Annotated in this window: 16 protein-coding genes and 1 pseudogene; 11 read left to right on the top strand and 6 right to left on the bottom strand. The window is 60.1% G+C overall.

Going from position 1 to position 13,156, the window contains the following annotated elements; translation table 11 throughout:
• Positions 1-239: 239 nt before the first annotated feature.
• The 3 genes from AC0ZWN_RS06880 to AC0ZWN_RS06870 all read right to left on the bottom strand — a co-directional run bounded on the left by AC0ZWN_RS06880 (position 240) and on the right by AC0ZWN_RS06870 (position 2,116).
• Entirely contained in the window at positions 240-1,175 is a 936-nt protein-coding gene (locus AC0ZWN_RS06880; protein WP_476334497.1) for a phasin family protein, read from the bottom strand.
• Positions 1,176-1,185: 10 nt separating this feature from the next.
• Positions 1,186-1,608 (bottom strand): phasin family protein, encoded by a 423-nt coding sequence (locus AC0ZWN_RS06875; RefSeq protein WP_034152971.1) that lies wholly within the window; start codon positions 1,606-1,608, stop codon positions 1,186-1,188.
• A gap of 232 nt (positions 1,609-1,840) precedes the next feature.
• Positions 1,841-2,116, bottom strand: a complete 276-nt coding sequence (locus AC0ZWN_RS06870) for a polyhydroxyalkanoic acid system family protein (RefSeq protein ID WP_093430067.1) — start codon at positions 2,114-2,116, stop codon at positions 1,841-1,843.
• A 154-nt stretch (positions 2,117-2,270) separates the two neighbouring features.
• Between AC0ZWN_RS06870 and ubiE the strand changes: the two genes are divergently transcribed.
• The 11 genes and pseudogenes from ubiE (at position 2,271) to AC0ZWN_RS06815 (ending at position 10,348) form a co-directional block, all read left to right on the top strand.
• The gene (ubiE, locus tag AC0ZWN_RS06865; RefSeq protein ID WP_008080626.1) at positions 2,271-3,041 is read left to right on the top strand and encodes a bifunctional demethylmenaquinone methyltransferase/2-methoxy-6-polyprenyl-1,4-benzoquinol methylase UbiE; all 771 of its coding nucleotides are present in this window, start codon (positions 2,271-2,273) and stop codon (positions 3,039-3,041) included.
• Positions 3,041-3,664: a ubiquinone biosynthesis accessory factor UbiJ gene (locus tag AC0ZWN_RS06860; protein WP_449122609.1), complete on the top strand. Its 624-nt coding sequence runs from the start codon at positions 3,041-3,043 to the stop codon at positions 3,662-3,664. The genes ubiE and AC0ZWN_RS06860 overlap by 1 nt, the downstream gene beginning before the upstream one ends.
• Complete coding sequence (gene ubiB, locus AC0ZWN_RS06855; RefSeq protein WP_476334495.1) at positions 3,661-5,265, top strand: ubiquinone biosynthesis regulatory protein kinase UbiB; 1,605 nt, start codon at positions 3,661-3,663, stop codon at positions 5,263-5,265. Before AC0ZWN_RS06860 ends, ubiB begins: the two co-directional genes overlap by 4 nt.
• Positions 5,266-5,346: 81 nt before the next feature.
• Positions 5,347-5,748: a phosphoribosyl-AMP cyclohydrolase gene (gene hisI / locus AC0ZWN_RS06850; protein ID WP_476334494.1), complete on the top strand. Its 402-nt coding sequence runs from the start codon at positions 5,347-5,349 to the stop codon at positions 5,746-5,748.
• Entirely contained in the window at positions 5,741-6,073 is a 333-nt protein-coding gene (locus AC0ZWN_RS06845; RefSeq protein ID WP_003220849.1) for a phosphoribosyl-ATP diphosphatase, read from the top strand. The genes hisI and AC0ZWN_RS06845 overlap by 8 nt, the downstream gene beginning before the upstream one ends.
• A 25-nt stretch (positions 6,074-6,098) precedes the next feature.
• Positions 6,099-6,380, top strand: coding sequence for a twin-arginine translocase TatA/TatE family subunit (locus AC0ZWN_RS06840; protein ID WP_003220847.1), 282 nt, complete (start codon positions 6,099-6,101; stop codon positions 6,378-6,380).
• 10 nt (positions 6,381-6,390) lie between these two features.
• Positions 6,391-6,849, top strand: coding sequence for a Sec-independent protein translocase protein TatB (gene tatB / locus AC0ZWN_RS06835; RefSeq protein WP_064388885.1), 459 nt, complete (start codon positions 6,391-6,393; stop codon positions 6,847-6,849).
• Positions 6,846-7,637 (top strand): twin-arginine translocase subunit TatC, encoded by a 792-nt coding sequence (gene tatC / locus AC0ZWN_RS06830; protein WP_007909342.1) that lies wholly within the window; start codon positions 6,846-6,848, stop codon positions 7,635-7,637. Before tatB ends, tatC begins: the two co-directional genes overlap by 4 nt.
• Positions 7,634-8,341: a 16S rRNA (uracil(1498)-N(3))-methyltransferase gene (locus AC0ZWN_RS06825; RefSeq protein ID WP_476334493.1), complete on the top strand. Its 708-nt coding sequence runs from the start codon at positions 7,634-7,636 to the stop codon at positions 8,339-8,341. The genes tatC and AC0ZWN_RS06825 overlap by 4 nt, the downstream gene beginning before the upstream one ends.
• A 90-nt stretch (positions 8,342-8,431) precedes the next feature.
• Positions 8,432-9,493, top strand: a pseudogene (locus tag AC0ZWN_RS06820) (methyl-accepting chemotaxis protein); the annotation flags it as partial.
• Positions 9,476-10,348 carry a methyl-accepting chemotaxis protein gene (locus AC0ZWN_RS06815; RefSeq protein WP_476334503.1) on the top strand — a complete coding sequence of 291 codons (873 nt, stop codon included), beginning with the start codon at positions 9,476-9,478 and terminating at the stop codon, positions 10,346-10,348. The pseudogene AC0ZWN_RS06820 and the gene AC0ZWN_RS06815, both read left to right, overlap by 18 nt.
• Before the next feature lie 122 nt (positions 10,349-10,470).
• On the opposite strand, the gene AC0ZWN_RS06810 is transcribed toward AC0ZWN_RS06815, so the two are convergent.
• From AC0ZWN_RS06810 to AC0ZWN_RS06800, 3 genes are all read right to left on the bottom strand, one after another.
• Positions 10,471-11,205, bottom strand: a complete 735-nt coding sequence (locus tag AC0ZWN_RS06810) for an amino acid ABC transporter ATP-binding protein (protein WP_476334492.1) — start codon at positions 11,203-11,205, stop codon at positions 10,471-10,473.
• Entirely contained in the window at positions 11,198-12,157 is a 960-nt protein-coding gene (locus AC0ZWN_RS06805; protein WP_150794142.1) for an amino acid ABC transporter permease, read from the bottom strand. Before AC0ZWN_RS06805 ends, AC0ZWN_RS06810 begins: the two co-directional genes overlap by 8 nt.
• 138 nt (positions 12,158-12,295) lie before the next feature.
• Complete coding sequence (locus AC0ZWN_RS06800; protein WP_034152980.1) at positions 12,296-13,093, bottom strand: transporter substrate-binding domain-containing protein; 798 nt, start codon at positions 13,091-13,093, stop codon at positions 12,296-12,298.
• Between the last annotated feature and the right edge of the window lie 63 nt (positions 13,094-13,156).

The raw sequence follows: 13,156 nt of genomic DNA, 5'->3' as shown, positions 1-13,156 counted from the left end.
GAGGGAGAGGGGACGGATTGGGGGATGCTGATGAGCTACACCGACCTGAAAGGGTTTTGTTGAATCCATAATCGACTCGATCGTTCAGGTCGACGTACGACGCAAGACACCTCGTTCGGCCCCCTCTCCCTCCGGGCGGCCCGACGTTTCGGGAGGGCTGGGGTGAGGGGCGGCCTTGAAATGCACAAACAAAAACGCCCGACCTTCACAGGCCGGGCGTTTTGTTTTGCCCTGAAGAATCAGGACTGACTGGTTGGCGTCGACGGCGTCGATGCAACAGTCGGGGTAGCCACCGGAGTCGGTGCCGCGGCGGAGTTCGACGCGCTTACCGGAGCTGCCGGGGTGGCCGGCTTGGCTGCAGCAGGTGCGGCCGGTTTCGGCGCAGCGGCTTTCGGCGCGGCCGGTTTTTTCACTGCCGGCTTTTTCGCCGCAGCAGGTTTCGCTGCAGGCTTGACAGCCGGTTTGGCGGCAGCAGTTTTCGCTGCTGGCTTGGCGGCGGGTTTCGCTGCAGTTTTGGCCGCAGGTTTGGCCGCAGGTTTAGCTGCCGGCTTGGCAGCGGCTTTGGCGGCAACCGGTTTGGCTGCGGCTTTGGCTGCAGGCTTGGCGGCTGCGGTTTTCGCTGCTGGCTTGGCCGCGGCTTTAGCAGCAGGTTTAGCTGCCGCTTTGGCCAGTGGCTTGGCTGCCGACTTGGCTGCTGGTTTGGCCGCAGCCGTTTTCGTGGCCGGTTTTGCCGCAGCGGTTTTCGCCGCCACCGGTTGGGTTTTCAGACCGGTGAGTTTTTCGATCTGCTTGGTCAAGGTTTCCACCTTGCTATGCAGTGCTTTGACCTCATTGCGGCTCGGTACACCCAGGCGCGAAATTGCGCTGTTCAGGCGCTTGTCGAAAGCCCCTTCCAGCTCGTCCCATTTGCCCAGTGCGCGATCTTTCACGCCGCTGATGCGCGACTTGGCCGAAGAAGCGGAATCCTTGGCAGCGTCGACTTTTTTGCCGACTGCGGATTTGGTGAGCTTCTCGGCTTTCTCGCCGTCTTTGACCAATGTATCGAAGAGCTTGCTGCCGTCAGTGTCGATCTTCGAGTACACGCCTAAACCAGCCAGCCAGATTTTGCGGGAGTAGTCTTCGACTTTCCCGATCCACGAGCTGCCTTCTTTATCGGTGTTCTTTTTACCAGCCATCCCGTTCTCCTTAAGATTTACGCGCGACGCGTTCGAGCAATGCCGTCAGCTCATCGAGCTTAGCAGAGAGTGTCTCAACGTCATGTTTAGACGGAATGCCGATACGATTCAAGGCGCTTGCTACACGGGAGTCGAACGCCTTCTCGACCTTGTCGAGCTGAACTTCGACACGACCTTTGAACGAGCTGACTTCGCTCTTGGCTTCATCGATCTCGGCGTTGGCCGCTTCGAGTTTTTCGGTGACGGCTTTTTTGCCTTTCTTTTCAACAGTTTGACCAGCCTTGATCAGCTCTTGAAAGTAGTCGCTGCCCTCTTGGCCGACCTTGGCGTAGGCACCCAGGCCTGCCAGCCAGATCTTGCGGGCATAGGATTTGACGTCGCTCAGAGCAGAAGTCGAAGCGTCGATTTTTTTCTTCAAAATGACTTTGGCCATGGTGCACCTCACGCGCAGAAGGTTTGAGGAACTGCCCGCGAAAGTGTCGGGCTCAGGCACAAAGTAAGGAGATAAATTAGAAACGGCACCCTAACAACTGACATAAACAGAGGGAGCACCACAAAACAAATGTAGGAGTGAGCCTGCTCGCGATAGCGGTGTATCAGTCAAAAATGGAGTCGACTGACAGACCGCTATCGCGAGCAGGCTCACCCCTACAAGGGATCGTGTTTCAGACCAAAGCCTTGTCGAGGGCTTTTTCGATTTCGGCTTTGATCATGCCGCTCATGGCCGACATCATGATGCCCAACTCCACATCGACCTTGATCGAATCGTCCGCCACATGCACCGCGCCTTTCACGCCCGAGCGCTTGAGGTTCAGGGTATCGCCCGACCATTGCGGCTCAAGGCCATATTGATCGGAGAGTTTTTGCGCCAGCTTGTCGGCCTTCTCGCGGGCGGCTTCCTTACCCAGGTTGTGGGCACGCTCAACAGTGATTTTGGCCATTGCATGACTCCTGATTTAAAAAGATGTGTCGGTAAATCTTGACCGCCGCTGCGGCAAATCGTCCCGAAGGTTGCCCATCTTACCTTTAGCCATTCCAAGACAAAGCATGGCTTGGGGATTAGAATGTCGCGCATTCTCTTTTGGTGACAGCGATATGACTGATCAGCGCAAAGGCAGCGATGCCGAACCCACCACTCACTTCGGCTTCAAAAACGTTCCGGAAAGCCAGAAAGCGGAAAAAGTCGCTGAAGTTTTCCACTCGGTAGCCGCGAAATACGACTTGATGAACGACCTTCTGTCGGGCGGCATGCACCGCCTGTGGAAGCGTTTCGCGATCGAACTGTCGGGCGTACGCAGCGGTAACCGCGTGCTGGACATCGCCGGCGGTACCGGTGACCTGACCAAAAAGTTCTCGCACCTGGTCGGCCCGACCGGTCAGGTGGTATTGGCCGACATCAACGAATCGATGCTCAAGGTCGGCCGTGACCGCCTGCTCGATCTGGGTGTCGCCGGCAACGTCGAGTTCGTTCAGGCGGACGCAGAAAAACTGCCGTTCCCGGACAACCACTTCGACTGCGTGACCATCGCTTTCGGCCTGCGCAACGTGACGCACAAAGAAGACGCCTTGCGTTCGATGCTGCGCGTGCTCAAGCCCGGCGGTCGTCTGCTGGTGCTGGAATTCTCCAAACCGACCAACGCGCTGATGTCGAAAGCCTACGACGCTTATTCGTTCGCCTTCATGCCGCTGATGGGCAAGCTGATCACCAACGACTCGGAAAGCTATCGCTACCTGGCCGAATCGATCCGCATGCATCCGAATCAGGAAACCCTGAAGTCGATGATGGTCGACGCCGGTTTCGACCGCGTGACCTATCACAACATGACCGCAGGCATCGTCGCCCTGCACCGCGGCATCAAGCCCTGATGTTGCTCACCGGGCTGCTCGCCAGCGTTGAACTCGGCCTCAACCGGGTGCTGCGTCTCGACAGCACGGCGCTGCCGCGGCTGGCGCATTTGACCGGCAAGGTGATTGCCGTCGACTGCCGCAGCCCGGCGCTGCAACTGTTCATCCTGCCGAGTGATGAAGGTCTGATGCTGGCCTCGCATTGGGAAACCGGTGTCGACTGCACCCTGCGTGCGCCGGCCTCGAGCCTGATCAAACTGGCCTTGAGCAAAGACAAGACCGCAGTGCTGCATGCCCCGGAAGTCGAGCTCGATGGCGACAGCGGCGTGCTGCTGGAGCTGGCCGGTGTGCTGCAAGACCTTGAGCTGGACTGGGAGTACGAACTCTCGCGCTGGCTCGGCCCGGTCGCCACGCAACTGGTCGGTGGCCATCTGCGCAGCCGCGCACGCTGGTATCAACAAGGATTTGCCAGCCTCAACCAGAACCTCGCCGAATACCTCGCCGAAGAATCGCGCACCCTCGTCGGGCAGCGCGAAGCCGAAGCGCGATTCAGCGAACTGGACCGGATCAAACTTGATCTGGAACGTCTCGAGGCGCGTTTCGAGCGCCTTTCCCGATCCCTCGACCCAAGCGATAACGCATGAAGCTGCTTGCCGTCCGCCGTCTGTTGCGCATCCAGCGCGTCGTGATCCGCTACCGCCTCGATGACCTGCTGTTCGATCTGCCGCTGCCCTGGTTTCTCCTGGCGCTGCGCTACGTGCTGCCGTGGCGCTGGTTCCCGCGCAAGCCGCTGGACCTGAGCCGGGGCGCGCGTCTGCGTCTGGCGTTGCAGGATCTGGGACCGATCTTCATCAAGTTCGGGCAGATTCTTTCGACCCGCCGCGACCTGCTGCCGGAAGACATCGCCGATGAGCTGATGCTGTTGCAGGACCGCGTGCCGCCGTTCGATTCGCAGCTGTCGATCAAGCTGATCGAAGAACAGTTGGGCAAGAAGATCAGCGACGTGTTCAGCCGTTTCGACGTTGAGCCACTGGCCTCAGCCTCCGTGGCGCAGGTACATGCCGCGCAGCTGAAAACCGGCGAAGAAGTGGTGGTCAAAGTGATCCGGCCGGGTCTGAAGCCGATCATCGCGCAGGATCTGGCGTGGCTGTTTATCCTCGCCCGCACTGCCGAAAAACTCTCCGCCGATGCGCGCCTGCTGCACCCGGTCGACGTGGTCCAGGACTACGAAAAAACCATCTACGACGAACTCGATCTGCTGCGCGAGGCGGCCAACGCCAGCCAGTTGAAGCGTAACTTCGAAGGTTCGCCGCTGCTCTACGTGCCGCAAGTCTATTGGGACTGGTGCCGACCGAAAGTGCTGGTGATGGAGCGTATCTACGGCATCCAGGTCACCGATCTGGCGACCCTTGCCGACCAGCGTACCGACATGAAAATGCTCGCCGAGCGCGGTGTGGAGATTTTCTTCACCCAAGTGTTCCGCGACAGTTTCTTCCACGCCGACATGCACCCAGGCAACATCTTCGTCAGCACCGTCAACCCTTGGAGTCCGCAGTACATCGCGATCGATTGCGGCATCGTCGGCAGCCTGACCCCGGAAGACCAGGATTATCTGGCGCGCAATCTGTTCGCCTTCTTCAAGCGTGACTACCGCCGTGTGGCGCAACTGCACATCGATTCGGGCTGGGTGCCGGCGGAAACCAAACTCAACGAATTCGAAGCGGCGATCCGTACGGTGTGCGAACCGATCTTCGAAAAACCGTTAAAAGATATTTCATTTGGCCAGGTGCTGATGCGCCTGTTCCAGACCGCACGGCGCTTCAACATGGAAGTGCAGCCGCAACTGGTGCTGCTGCAAAAGACCCTGTTGAACATCGAAGGCCTCGGTCGTCAGTTGTATCCGGATCTGGATCTGTGGAACACCGCGCAGCCATTCCTCGAGCGCTGGATGCGCGAGCGCGTCAGCCCGAAAGCCTTGCTCGGCAACGTGCAGAGCCAGTTCGAACAACTGCCGCACCTGGCCAACATGGCCCGTGATCTGCTCGAACGCATGTCGCAGCCGCACGCCTACGATCCACCGCCGCCATGGCATAAACGCAAGGACGACTGGTTCCTGCGCCTGCTCGGTTGCGCGCATCTGGCCGGCGGGGTGATCCTCGCCATCGGTGGCCCGCTTAACGAGTTGGGACATTGGCCTGCGGGAATCATGGTGGCAGTCGGCTTGTATCTGGTCGTTCGCCGATAGCCAGTTTCGTGATCGGCTGGCACACTGTTTCAATGCCTGAACCCGACTATTGAAGTGTGGGGTTCGCTGTCGGAGTCGAAGATGAAAAACTGGCTGGACGAGATCAAATGGGACGCTGATGGCCTGGTGCCGGCGATTGCCCAGGATCACAAGACCGGACGCGTGCTGATGATGGCCTGGATGAACCGCGAAGCGCTCGAACTGACCGCTGCGGAAAACCGTGCAATCTACTGGTCACGTTCCCGTGGCAAGCTGTGGCGCAAGGGCGAAGAGTCCGGCCATGTGCAGACGATGCATGAAATGCGTCTGGACTGTGATGCCGACGTGATCATCCTGATGGTTGAACAGATCGGCGACATCGCTTGCCATACCGGCCGTCAAAGCTGCTTCTACCGTGTCTTCGAAAACGGCGACTGGAAGACAGTCGACCCAGTCCTGAAAGACCCGCACGCCATCTATTCCGCAGGACACAAACATGAGTGACACCCTGACCCGCCTCGCTCAGGTGCTTGAAGAGCGCAAGGGCGCCGCTGCCGACAGCTCCTATGTAGCTAGTCTGTATCACAAGGGCCTGAACAAGATTCTGGAGAAAGTCGGCGAAGAGTCGGTCGAAACCATTATTGCCGCCAAGGACGCCGCCATCAGCGGCGACTGCAGCGACGTGATCTACGAGACCGCCGACCTGTGGTTCCACAGCATGGTCATGCTCGCCCAACTGGGGCAGCATCCACAGGCCGTGCTGGATGAACTGGATCGTCGCTTCGGCCTGTCCGGACACGTCGAGAAAGCCTCGCGTCCGTCCGCCTGAACAATTTTTAGAGAGGAACAGCAACATGGGCATTTTTGACTGGAAACACTGGATCGTCATTCTGGTTGTCGTGGTGCTGGTGTTCGGCACCAAGAAACTGAAAAACCTCGGCACCGACGTTGGCGAGTCGATCAAGGGCTTCCGCAAAGCCATGAACGACGACGAAAAACCGGCCGCTGATCCAACCGTGACGCCTGCGCAACCGGTGCCACCGGTGCAGCCGCAAGCCACCGCTCAGGCCAATCCGCCGCACACCATCGACGTGCAGGCGCAGAAAGTCGAAGAGCCGATCCGCAAAGACGTGTGAGCACTGACTAATGTTTGGTATCAGCTTCTCTGAACTGCTGCTCGTCGGCCTCGTCGCCCTGCTGGTGCTGGGCCCCGAGCGTCTGCCGGGCGCTGCGCGCACCGCTGGCCTGTGGGTCGGACGGCTGAAGCGCAGCTTCAACGCGATCAAACAGGAAGTTGAACGTGAAATCGGTGCCGACGAGATCCGTCGGCAACTGCACAACGAGCACATTCTGTCGCTTGAGCAAGAGGCGCGGAAGATTTTCAATCCGGTTCAGCAAGAGCCGACGCCGGTTGAGCATGTGGGTCAGCAGACGATTCATGCGCCGACCGCACCTGTTACGCCAGCACCGGCACCCGCTGCCGTTGTAGCACCGACAGAGCCGGCGCCAGCCGCTGTGGAACAATCTGTTGAACACGTTGCGCCAACCGCCGCGCCGATCACACCTGCGCCTCACGACACCACTTTGCCGCCGCGAGCCCCATGAGCGATCTCCCCGAAAACGACCAGCACATGCCGCTGGTTTCGCACCTCACCGAGTTGCGCACCCGCCTGCTGCGTTGTGTGGCGGCGATCTTCATCATCTTCGCCGGGCTGTTTGCGTTCACCCAGCAGATCTATACCTTCGTCTCGACGCCGCTGCGCCAGTACCTGCCGGTCGGCGCGACGATGATCGCCACCGACGTGTCGTCGCCGTTCCTGACGCCGCTGAAGCTGACGATGATGGTTTCGCTGTTCCTCGCGATCCCGGTGATCCTGCATCAGATCTGGGGCTTTATCGCGCCAGGTCTGTACAAACATGAGAAACGCATCGCGGTGCCACTGCTGGTGTCGAGCATCCTGCTGTTCTATACCGGCATGGCGTTCGCCTATTACTTCGTGTTCCCGCTGATCTTCAAGTTCTTCGCTGCCGCCACCCCGGCCGGCGTGGAAATGATGACCGACATCGCCAGTTACCTCGATTTCGTCATGACGCTGTTCTTCGCCTTCGGCGTGGCGTTCGAGATCCCGGTGGCCGTGGTGCTGCTGGTGTGGATTGGCGTCGTCGACGTGGCCTACCTGAAGAAAATCCGCCCGTACGTGATCATCGGCTGCTTCGTAGTCGGCATGATCCTGACGCCGCCAGACATCTTCTCGCAGACCCTGCTGGCCGTGCCGATGTGGATGCTGTTCGAAATCGGCATCCTGTTCGGTGGTTTGATCAGCAAGCGCGAACGCCCGGACGAGAACCCGGCCGACGACCATAACGACCAGCCGCCAGCGACCCAGGCATGAACCTGCTGTTGCTCGAAGAGGCCGACTTCATTGCGGCCGACCGTGTGGTGCTGCGTGATCGCCGCCTGACCCATATGCAGGAAGTTCACCGTTCGGAAGTCGGTGACAGCCTGCGCGTTGGCCGTATCAATGGGCTGATGGGCTCGGCTGAATTGCTGCGACTGGAAACAGGCGAAGCCGAGCTGCGCGTAAGTCTCGATCAGCCGCCACCTGCCAAGCTGCCGCTGACACTGGTACTCGCCCTGCCGCGCCCGAAAATGCTTCGCCGGGTATTCCAGACCGTCGCGACCATGGGCGTGTCGAAGGTGATCCTGGTCAACAGCTATCGGGTCGAGAAGAGTTTTTGGCAGACGCCGTTTCTGGAACCTGAAGCGATTCGTGAGCAACTGATCCTCGGCCTCGAACAGGCCCGCGACACCGTGCTGCCGGAAATCATCATCGAAAAACGCTTCAAGCCTTTCGTGGAAGACCGGTTGCCGGCGATCACCGACGGTACCCTCGGTCTGGTCGGCCACCCCGGCAACTATCCGCCGTGCCCACGCGCCTTGAGCGAACCGGTGACGTTGGCCATCGGCCCCGAAGGTGGCTGGATTCCTTACGAAATCGACCTGCTGGCCAAGTCCGGTCTGCAACCGGTGCAACTGGGCGAGCGCATCCTGCGCGTCGAAACCGCCGTCACCGCCCTGCTCGCCCGGCTCTTCTGATTCTGCGCATCGGATAAATGGTGTTACAGATTGCCATCACCCGGCCGATAACCTCTCCATAAGTCCAATTAGTGGTCGGGGAGTCGTCGCATGTACCGTTGGTTAGCCGAGAGTCTTGGAAACGTCAGCGTCAAACGCAAGCTGGGAATCGGTTTCGGCCTGGTGCTGTTGCTGACACTGTTGATCACCTTTACCGGCTGGACCGGCATGAGCGGTATTATCAGCCGCGGTGACAAGCTCGGTTTTATCTCCAGTCTCAACGAACTGACCAAGGACCTGCGCCTCGCGCGTCTGGACTACGAAGCGCGCCGTGGCGAACAAGGTCCGGGCGTGGTCAACGAGCTGCTCGGCAAACTCGACAGCGGCCTGCAAACCGCGCGCAGCCTGATTGAACAGCCGTCCGACGCGGCGATGGTCGATCAACAACTGGCCGCCGTTGCCGAATACAAACGCGCTTTTGCCGACATGACCCAAGCCACCGTGCAGCGCGAAGACGCCCGCAGCAAGCTCGGCGCCAGTGCCGACAATGCCGTGGCGAAAGTCGCGGAAGTGGAAAAATCCATGTTGGCGGGTGACAGCGTCGCGCAATTCAACAGCGTGATCGAGCTGAGCAAACTGCTGCAGCAAGCCCGCTACCAAGTGCGCGGCTACACCTACAGCGGCAAGGCCGAAGCCGAGCAACCGGCGCTCGATGCCATCGACAACGCCCTGAAAAACCTCGACAGCCTGCCGGCCAAATTGCCGGAGCAGCACATCGCCAACCTGCAACAGGCTACCGCCTCGATCAAAGCCTATCGCGCGGCCGTTGCGCAGTTCCGCGACTCGCAGGTCAACAACGCCAAGGCCGCCGCGCGCATGTCGACGCAGGGCGACATCCTCATCGACGTCAGCAAGAAACTCACTGAATCGCAAACCGTCGTACGTGACACCGATGCCGCTCACGCCAAAAACATGCTGATCATCGCCACCTTGCTCGCCGTGGCTTTCGGCTTGCTTGCCGCCTGGGCGATCACCCGCCAGATCATCATCCCGCTGAACCAGACCCTGAAAGTCGCCGAGCGCGTGGCCGCGGGCGACCTGACTCACAACCTGGTGTCCCTGCGTCGCGACGAACTCGGTCAATTGCAGCGCTCGATGCAGAGCATGACCCAAGGCCTGCGTGAACTGGTCGGCGGGATCAGCGACGGCGTCACCCAGATCGCCAGCGCTGCTGAAGAACTCTCGGCGGTGACCGAGCAGACCAGCGCCGGGGTCAACAATCAGAAAGTCGAGACCGACCAGGTCGCCACCGCCATGAACGAAATGGCCGCCACCGTGCAGGAAGTCGCGCGTAATGCCGAAGAAGCTTCCGAGGCCGCCGTCGCAGCCGACCAACAGGCTCGCGAAGGCGACAAAGTGGTGGGCGAAGCGATCGCGCAGATCGAGCGGCTGGCCGCTGAAGTCGGTCACTCGACCGAAGCCATGGGTGAACTGAAGCGCGAAAGCGACAAGATCGGCAGCGTCCTCGACGTGATCAAGTCGGTAGCGCAACAAACCAACCTGCTGGCCCTCAACGCCGCCATCGAAGCCGCGCGTGCCGGTGAAGCCGGGCGTGGTTTTGCCGTGGTCGCCGACGAAGTGCGCAGCCTTGCGCAACGTACGCAGAAGTCCACCGAAGAAATCGAAGAACTTATCGTCGGTCTGCAAAACGGCACCCAGCAAGTGGCAACGATCATGGACAACAGCCGCACCCTGACCGACAGCAGCGTCGAGCTGACCCGTCGTGCCGGTGGTTCGCTGGAAAGCATCACCCGTACCGTGTCGGCGATTCAGGCAATGAACCAGCAGATTGCGGCAGCGGCCGAGCAACAGAGCGCGGTGGCTGAAGAGATCAACCGTAGCGTGCTGAATGTGCGGGACGTGTCGGATCAGACGTCGGCGGCGAGTGAAGAGACGGCGGCTTCCAGCGTTGAGCTGGCGCGGTTGGGGACGCATCTGCAGATGCTGGTCGGTCGATTTAAGGTCTAGCCCAACGATCGTTCCCACGCTCTGCGTGGGAACGCATCCTGTGACGCTCCGCGTCGCGCATGCAAAGGGACGCGGAGCGTCCAGGGCGGCATTCCCACGCGGAGCGTGGGAACGATCAGGTACTACAAGACCTGGCGCAAGAAAGCCTGCGCGCGCGGATCCTTCGGCGCATCAAAAAATTCAGCCGGCGCGGCATCTTCCAGCAACTTGCCGTGATCAAAAAACAACACCCGATCCGCCACTTCCCGGGCAAAGCCCATTTCGTGGGTCACGCAGACCATGGTCATGCCTTCCACGGCCAGGTTCTTCATCACGTCCAGCACCTCGCCGACCATTTCCGGGTCGAGCGCCGAGGTTGGCTCATCGAACAGCATGACCTTCGGCTCCATCGCCAGCGCTCGGGCAATCGCCACGCGCTGTTGCTGACCACCGGACAGGCGTGACGGAAATTCGTTGGCCTTCTGCGCAATCCCGACCTTTTGCAGCAACTCTATCGCCTTGGCTTCGCGCTCTTGCTTGCCGCGCTTGCGCACGACTTTCTGCGCCAGACAGAGGTTTTCCAGCACCGTCATGTGCGGGAACAGGTTGAAATGCTGGAACACCATGCCGACTTCACGGCGGTAGGCGTTGACGTCGGTTTTCGGGTCGGCCAGTTGCAGGCCGTCGATGCTCACCGAGCCGGAATCGAATTCTTCCAGGCCATTGAGGCAGCGCAGGAAGGTCGACTTGCCGGAACCCGACGGGCCGATCACCACCAGCACTTCGCCTTTGGCGACCGTGGTGCTGACGTTATCCACCGCGCGCACCACTTGCCCACGGGTGTCGAAGACTTTTACCAGATCGCGGACTTCAATCACTTTGCGCGAGCCTCCGCTCAAGCCGGCTGGCGATTTTCGACAGCGGCAGGTTGATCAACAGGTACAGACCGGCGACGCAGAACAGGATTTCAAACGGCGAGAACGAGGTGGTGATGACTTCACGGCCGCTTTTCAGCAGCTCGGTGATGGCAATCACCGACACCAGCGAGGTGTCCTTGACCAGACTGATGAACTGCCCGGCCAGCGGCGGCAGCACGCGTTTCAGCGCTTGCGGCAACACCACGTGACGCATCGACTGGCCGGCACTCAGACCGAGCGAGCGCGCCGCTTCGTTCTGGCCACGGGCAATCGATTGCACGCCGGAGCGGATGATCTCCGCCACGTAGGCGCCAGTGAACAGCGACAGCGCGGCGATCCCGGCGAACTCGCGGGACAGGTTCATCACCGTGCCGATGAAGAAGTAGAAAATGAAGATCTGTACCAGCAGCGGCGTGCCGCGCACCAGTTCGACATAAATCGTCGAGAGGTCGCGCAGGGTCGGGTTGTTCGACAGCCGGCAGAGGCCGGTGACCAGACCGATCAGCAAACCCAGGACACCGGAAACCACTGACAGCCAAAGCGTGGTCCACAGCCCCCACAACAGCGGGCCTGCTGCCCAATGGCGAGTGACGCCCACGACGTCACCTTCGGCGACATCGTCGCCCTGAGCGAATTGCAGGCTGTTCTCGTCGACGGTCAGGTGCTGCTCATCACCGGCGTCGTTGCGCAGGGTGACTTGCGCACTGCTGCCCTTGCGCACCAGTTCGGTGACGGTGGAGATGTCGGTGGCACGCTGGGTTTCCTCGGCCTGATAGGCGAAGTACTGCGGCACGCGATTCCAGCGCCATTCGTAGGACATCAGCGACGTCGCGTAATACAACGCGCCCGCGAGGCCGACCAGCACCAGCACGGTGAGGACGTGCCAGGGCCATTGGGCTTTTTTCTGTTTCATTGCAGGTTCTCGGATGATCGTTCCCACGCTCTGCGTGGGAATGCCGCTCGGGACGCTCTGCGTCCCTGCCTGTTCGTGACGCGGAGCGTCACAGGATGCGTTCCCACGCGGAGCGTGGGAACGATCAGCGGATGCGCGTTATTCCATGTCCTTGAGCCACTCGGTGCTCTTGAACCACTTGTCATGGATACGATCGTAGGTGCCGTCTTCGTGGATCTGGTGCAGGAAGTTGTTGATGAAGTTGAGGCTGTCGTAATCGCCCTTCTTCAGACCGAAGGCCAAAGGCTCGTAGGTGAATGGCTTGTCGAGGAACACCAGTTTGCCCGCGCCGACCTTGGTCACTGCAACCACGTTGTACGGGGCGTCGTAGATGAAGGCGTCAGCCTTGCCATTGACCACGTCGAGCACGGCTTCCTGCTCGTTGTCGTAGCCGTGGTACTTGGCTTTGGAGATCAGCTTCTTGGCGACCATTTCGCCGGTGGTGCCGAGCTTGGAGGTGATGCGGTAGTCGGCGGTGTTCAGGTCTTTGTACGACTTGATGGTGCCTTCCAGCTCCTTGCGGATCAGCAGGGTCTGGCCGACAACGATGAACGGCTCGCTAAAGTTCAGGCGCAGGTTGCGTTCCTGAGTCAGGGTCATGCCGCTGCCGATCATGTCGAACTTGTCGGTCATCAGCGCCGGGATGATGCCGTCGTAACCGGTGGAAACCAGTTCCAGCTTGACGCCCATGGCCTTGGACATGGCTTTGAGGATGTCGACTTCGAAACCGATGATTTCGCCGCGCTTGTTGGTCATTTCAAACGGCATGTAGGTCGGATCCATACCGACTTTCAACGTGCCGCGCTTGACCGCGTCATCGATTGCGCCAGCCTGCGCCGCATTGACTGCAACCAGTGCCGTGACGCCGACCAGCAGCATCGACAGATACTTCTTCATCTTCAAGTCCCCAAAACCATTGCGTGTGCGGCGCGAAAACCAACAGTGACGGGCAAAAAAGCC

The sequence above is a fragment of the Pseudomonas sp. 3B-A001-10F genome (assembly GCF_056313565.1).
Note: the sequence above shows the minus strand (reverse complement) of the source record. Positions and strands in the feature narration are given on the sequence as shown.

Bases quoted from the DNA above. Each gene is read 5' to 3' on its own strand.
- AC0ZWN_RS06880 (WP_476334497.1), bottom strand. From the start codon at position 1,175: ATGGCTGGTAAAAAGAACACCGATAAAGAAGGCAGCTCGTGGATCGGG.
- AC0ZWN_RS06875 (WP_034152971.1), bottom strand. From the start codon at position 1,608: ATGGCCAAAGTCATTTTGAAGAAAAAAATCGACGCTTCGACTTCTGCT.
- AC0ZWN_RS06870 (WP_093430067.1), bottom strand. From the start codon at position 2,116: ATGGCCAAAATCACTGTTGAGCGTGCCCACAACCTGGGTAAGGAAGCC.
- ubiE (WP_008080626.1), top strand. From the start codon at position 2,271: ATGACTGATCAGCGCAAAGGCAGCGATGCCGAACCCACCACTCACTTC.
- AC0ZWN_RS06860 (WP_449122609.1), top strand. From the start codon at position 3,041: ATGTTGCTCACCGGGCTGCTCGCCAGCGTTGAACTCGGCCTCAACCGG.
- ubiB (WP_476334495.1), top strand. From the start codon at position 3,661: ATGAAGCTGCTTGCCGTCCGCCGTCTGTTGCGCATCCAGCGCGTCGTG.
- hisI (WP_476334494.1), top strand. From the start codon at position 5,347: ATGAAAAACTGGCTGGACGAGATCAAATGGGACGCTGATGGCCTGGTG.
- AC0ZWN_RS06845 (WP_003220849.1), top strand. From the start codon at position 5,741: ATGAGTGACACCCTGACCCGCCTCGCTCAGGTGCTTGAAGAGCGCAAG.
- AC0ZWN_RS06840 (WP_003220847.1), top strand. From the start codon at position 6,099: ATGGGCATTTTTGACTGGAAACACTGGATCGTCATTCTGGTTGTCGTG.
- tatB (WP_064388885.1), top strand. From the start codon at position 6,391: ATGTTTGGTATCAGCTTCTCTGAACTGCTGCTCGTCGGCCTCGTCGCC.
- tatC (WP_007909342.1), top strand. From the start codon at position 6,846: ATGAGCGATCTCCCCGAAAACGACCAGCACATGCCGCTGGTTTCGCAC.
- AC0ZWN_RS06825 (WP_476334493.1), top strand. From the start codon at position 7,634: ATGAACCTGCTGTTGCTCGAAGAGGCCGACTTCATTGCGGCCGACCGT.
- AC0ZWN_RS06815 (WP_476334503.1), top strand. From the start codon at position 9,476: ATGCAGAGCATGACCCAAGGCCTGCGTGAACTGGTCGGCGGGATCAGC.
- AC0ZWN_RS06805 (WP_150794142.1), bottom strand. From the start codon at position 12,157: ATGAAACAGAAAAAAGCCCAATGGCCCTGGCACGTCCTCACCGTGCTG.
- AC0ZWN_RS06800 (WP_034152980.1), bottom strand. From the start codon at position 13,093: ATGAAGAAGTATCTGTCGATGCTGCTGGTCGGCGTCACGGCACTGGTT.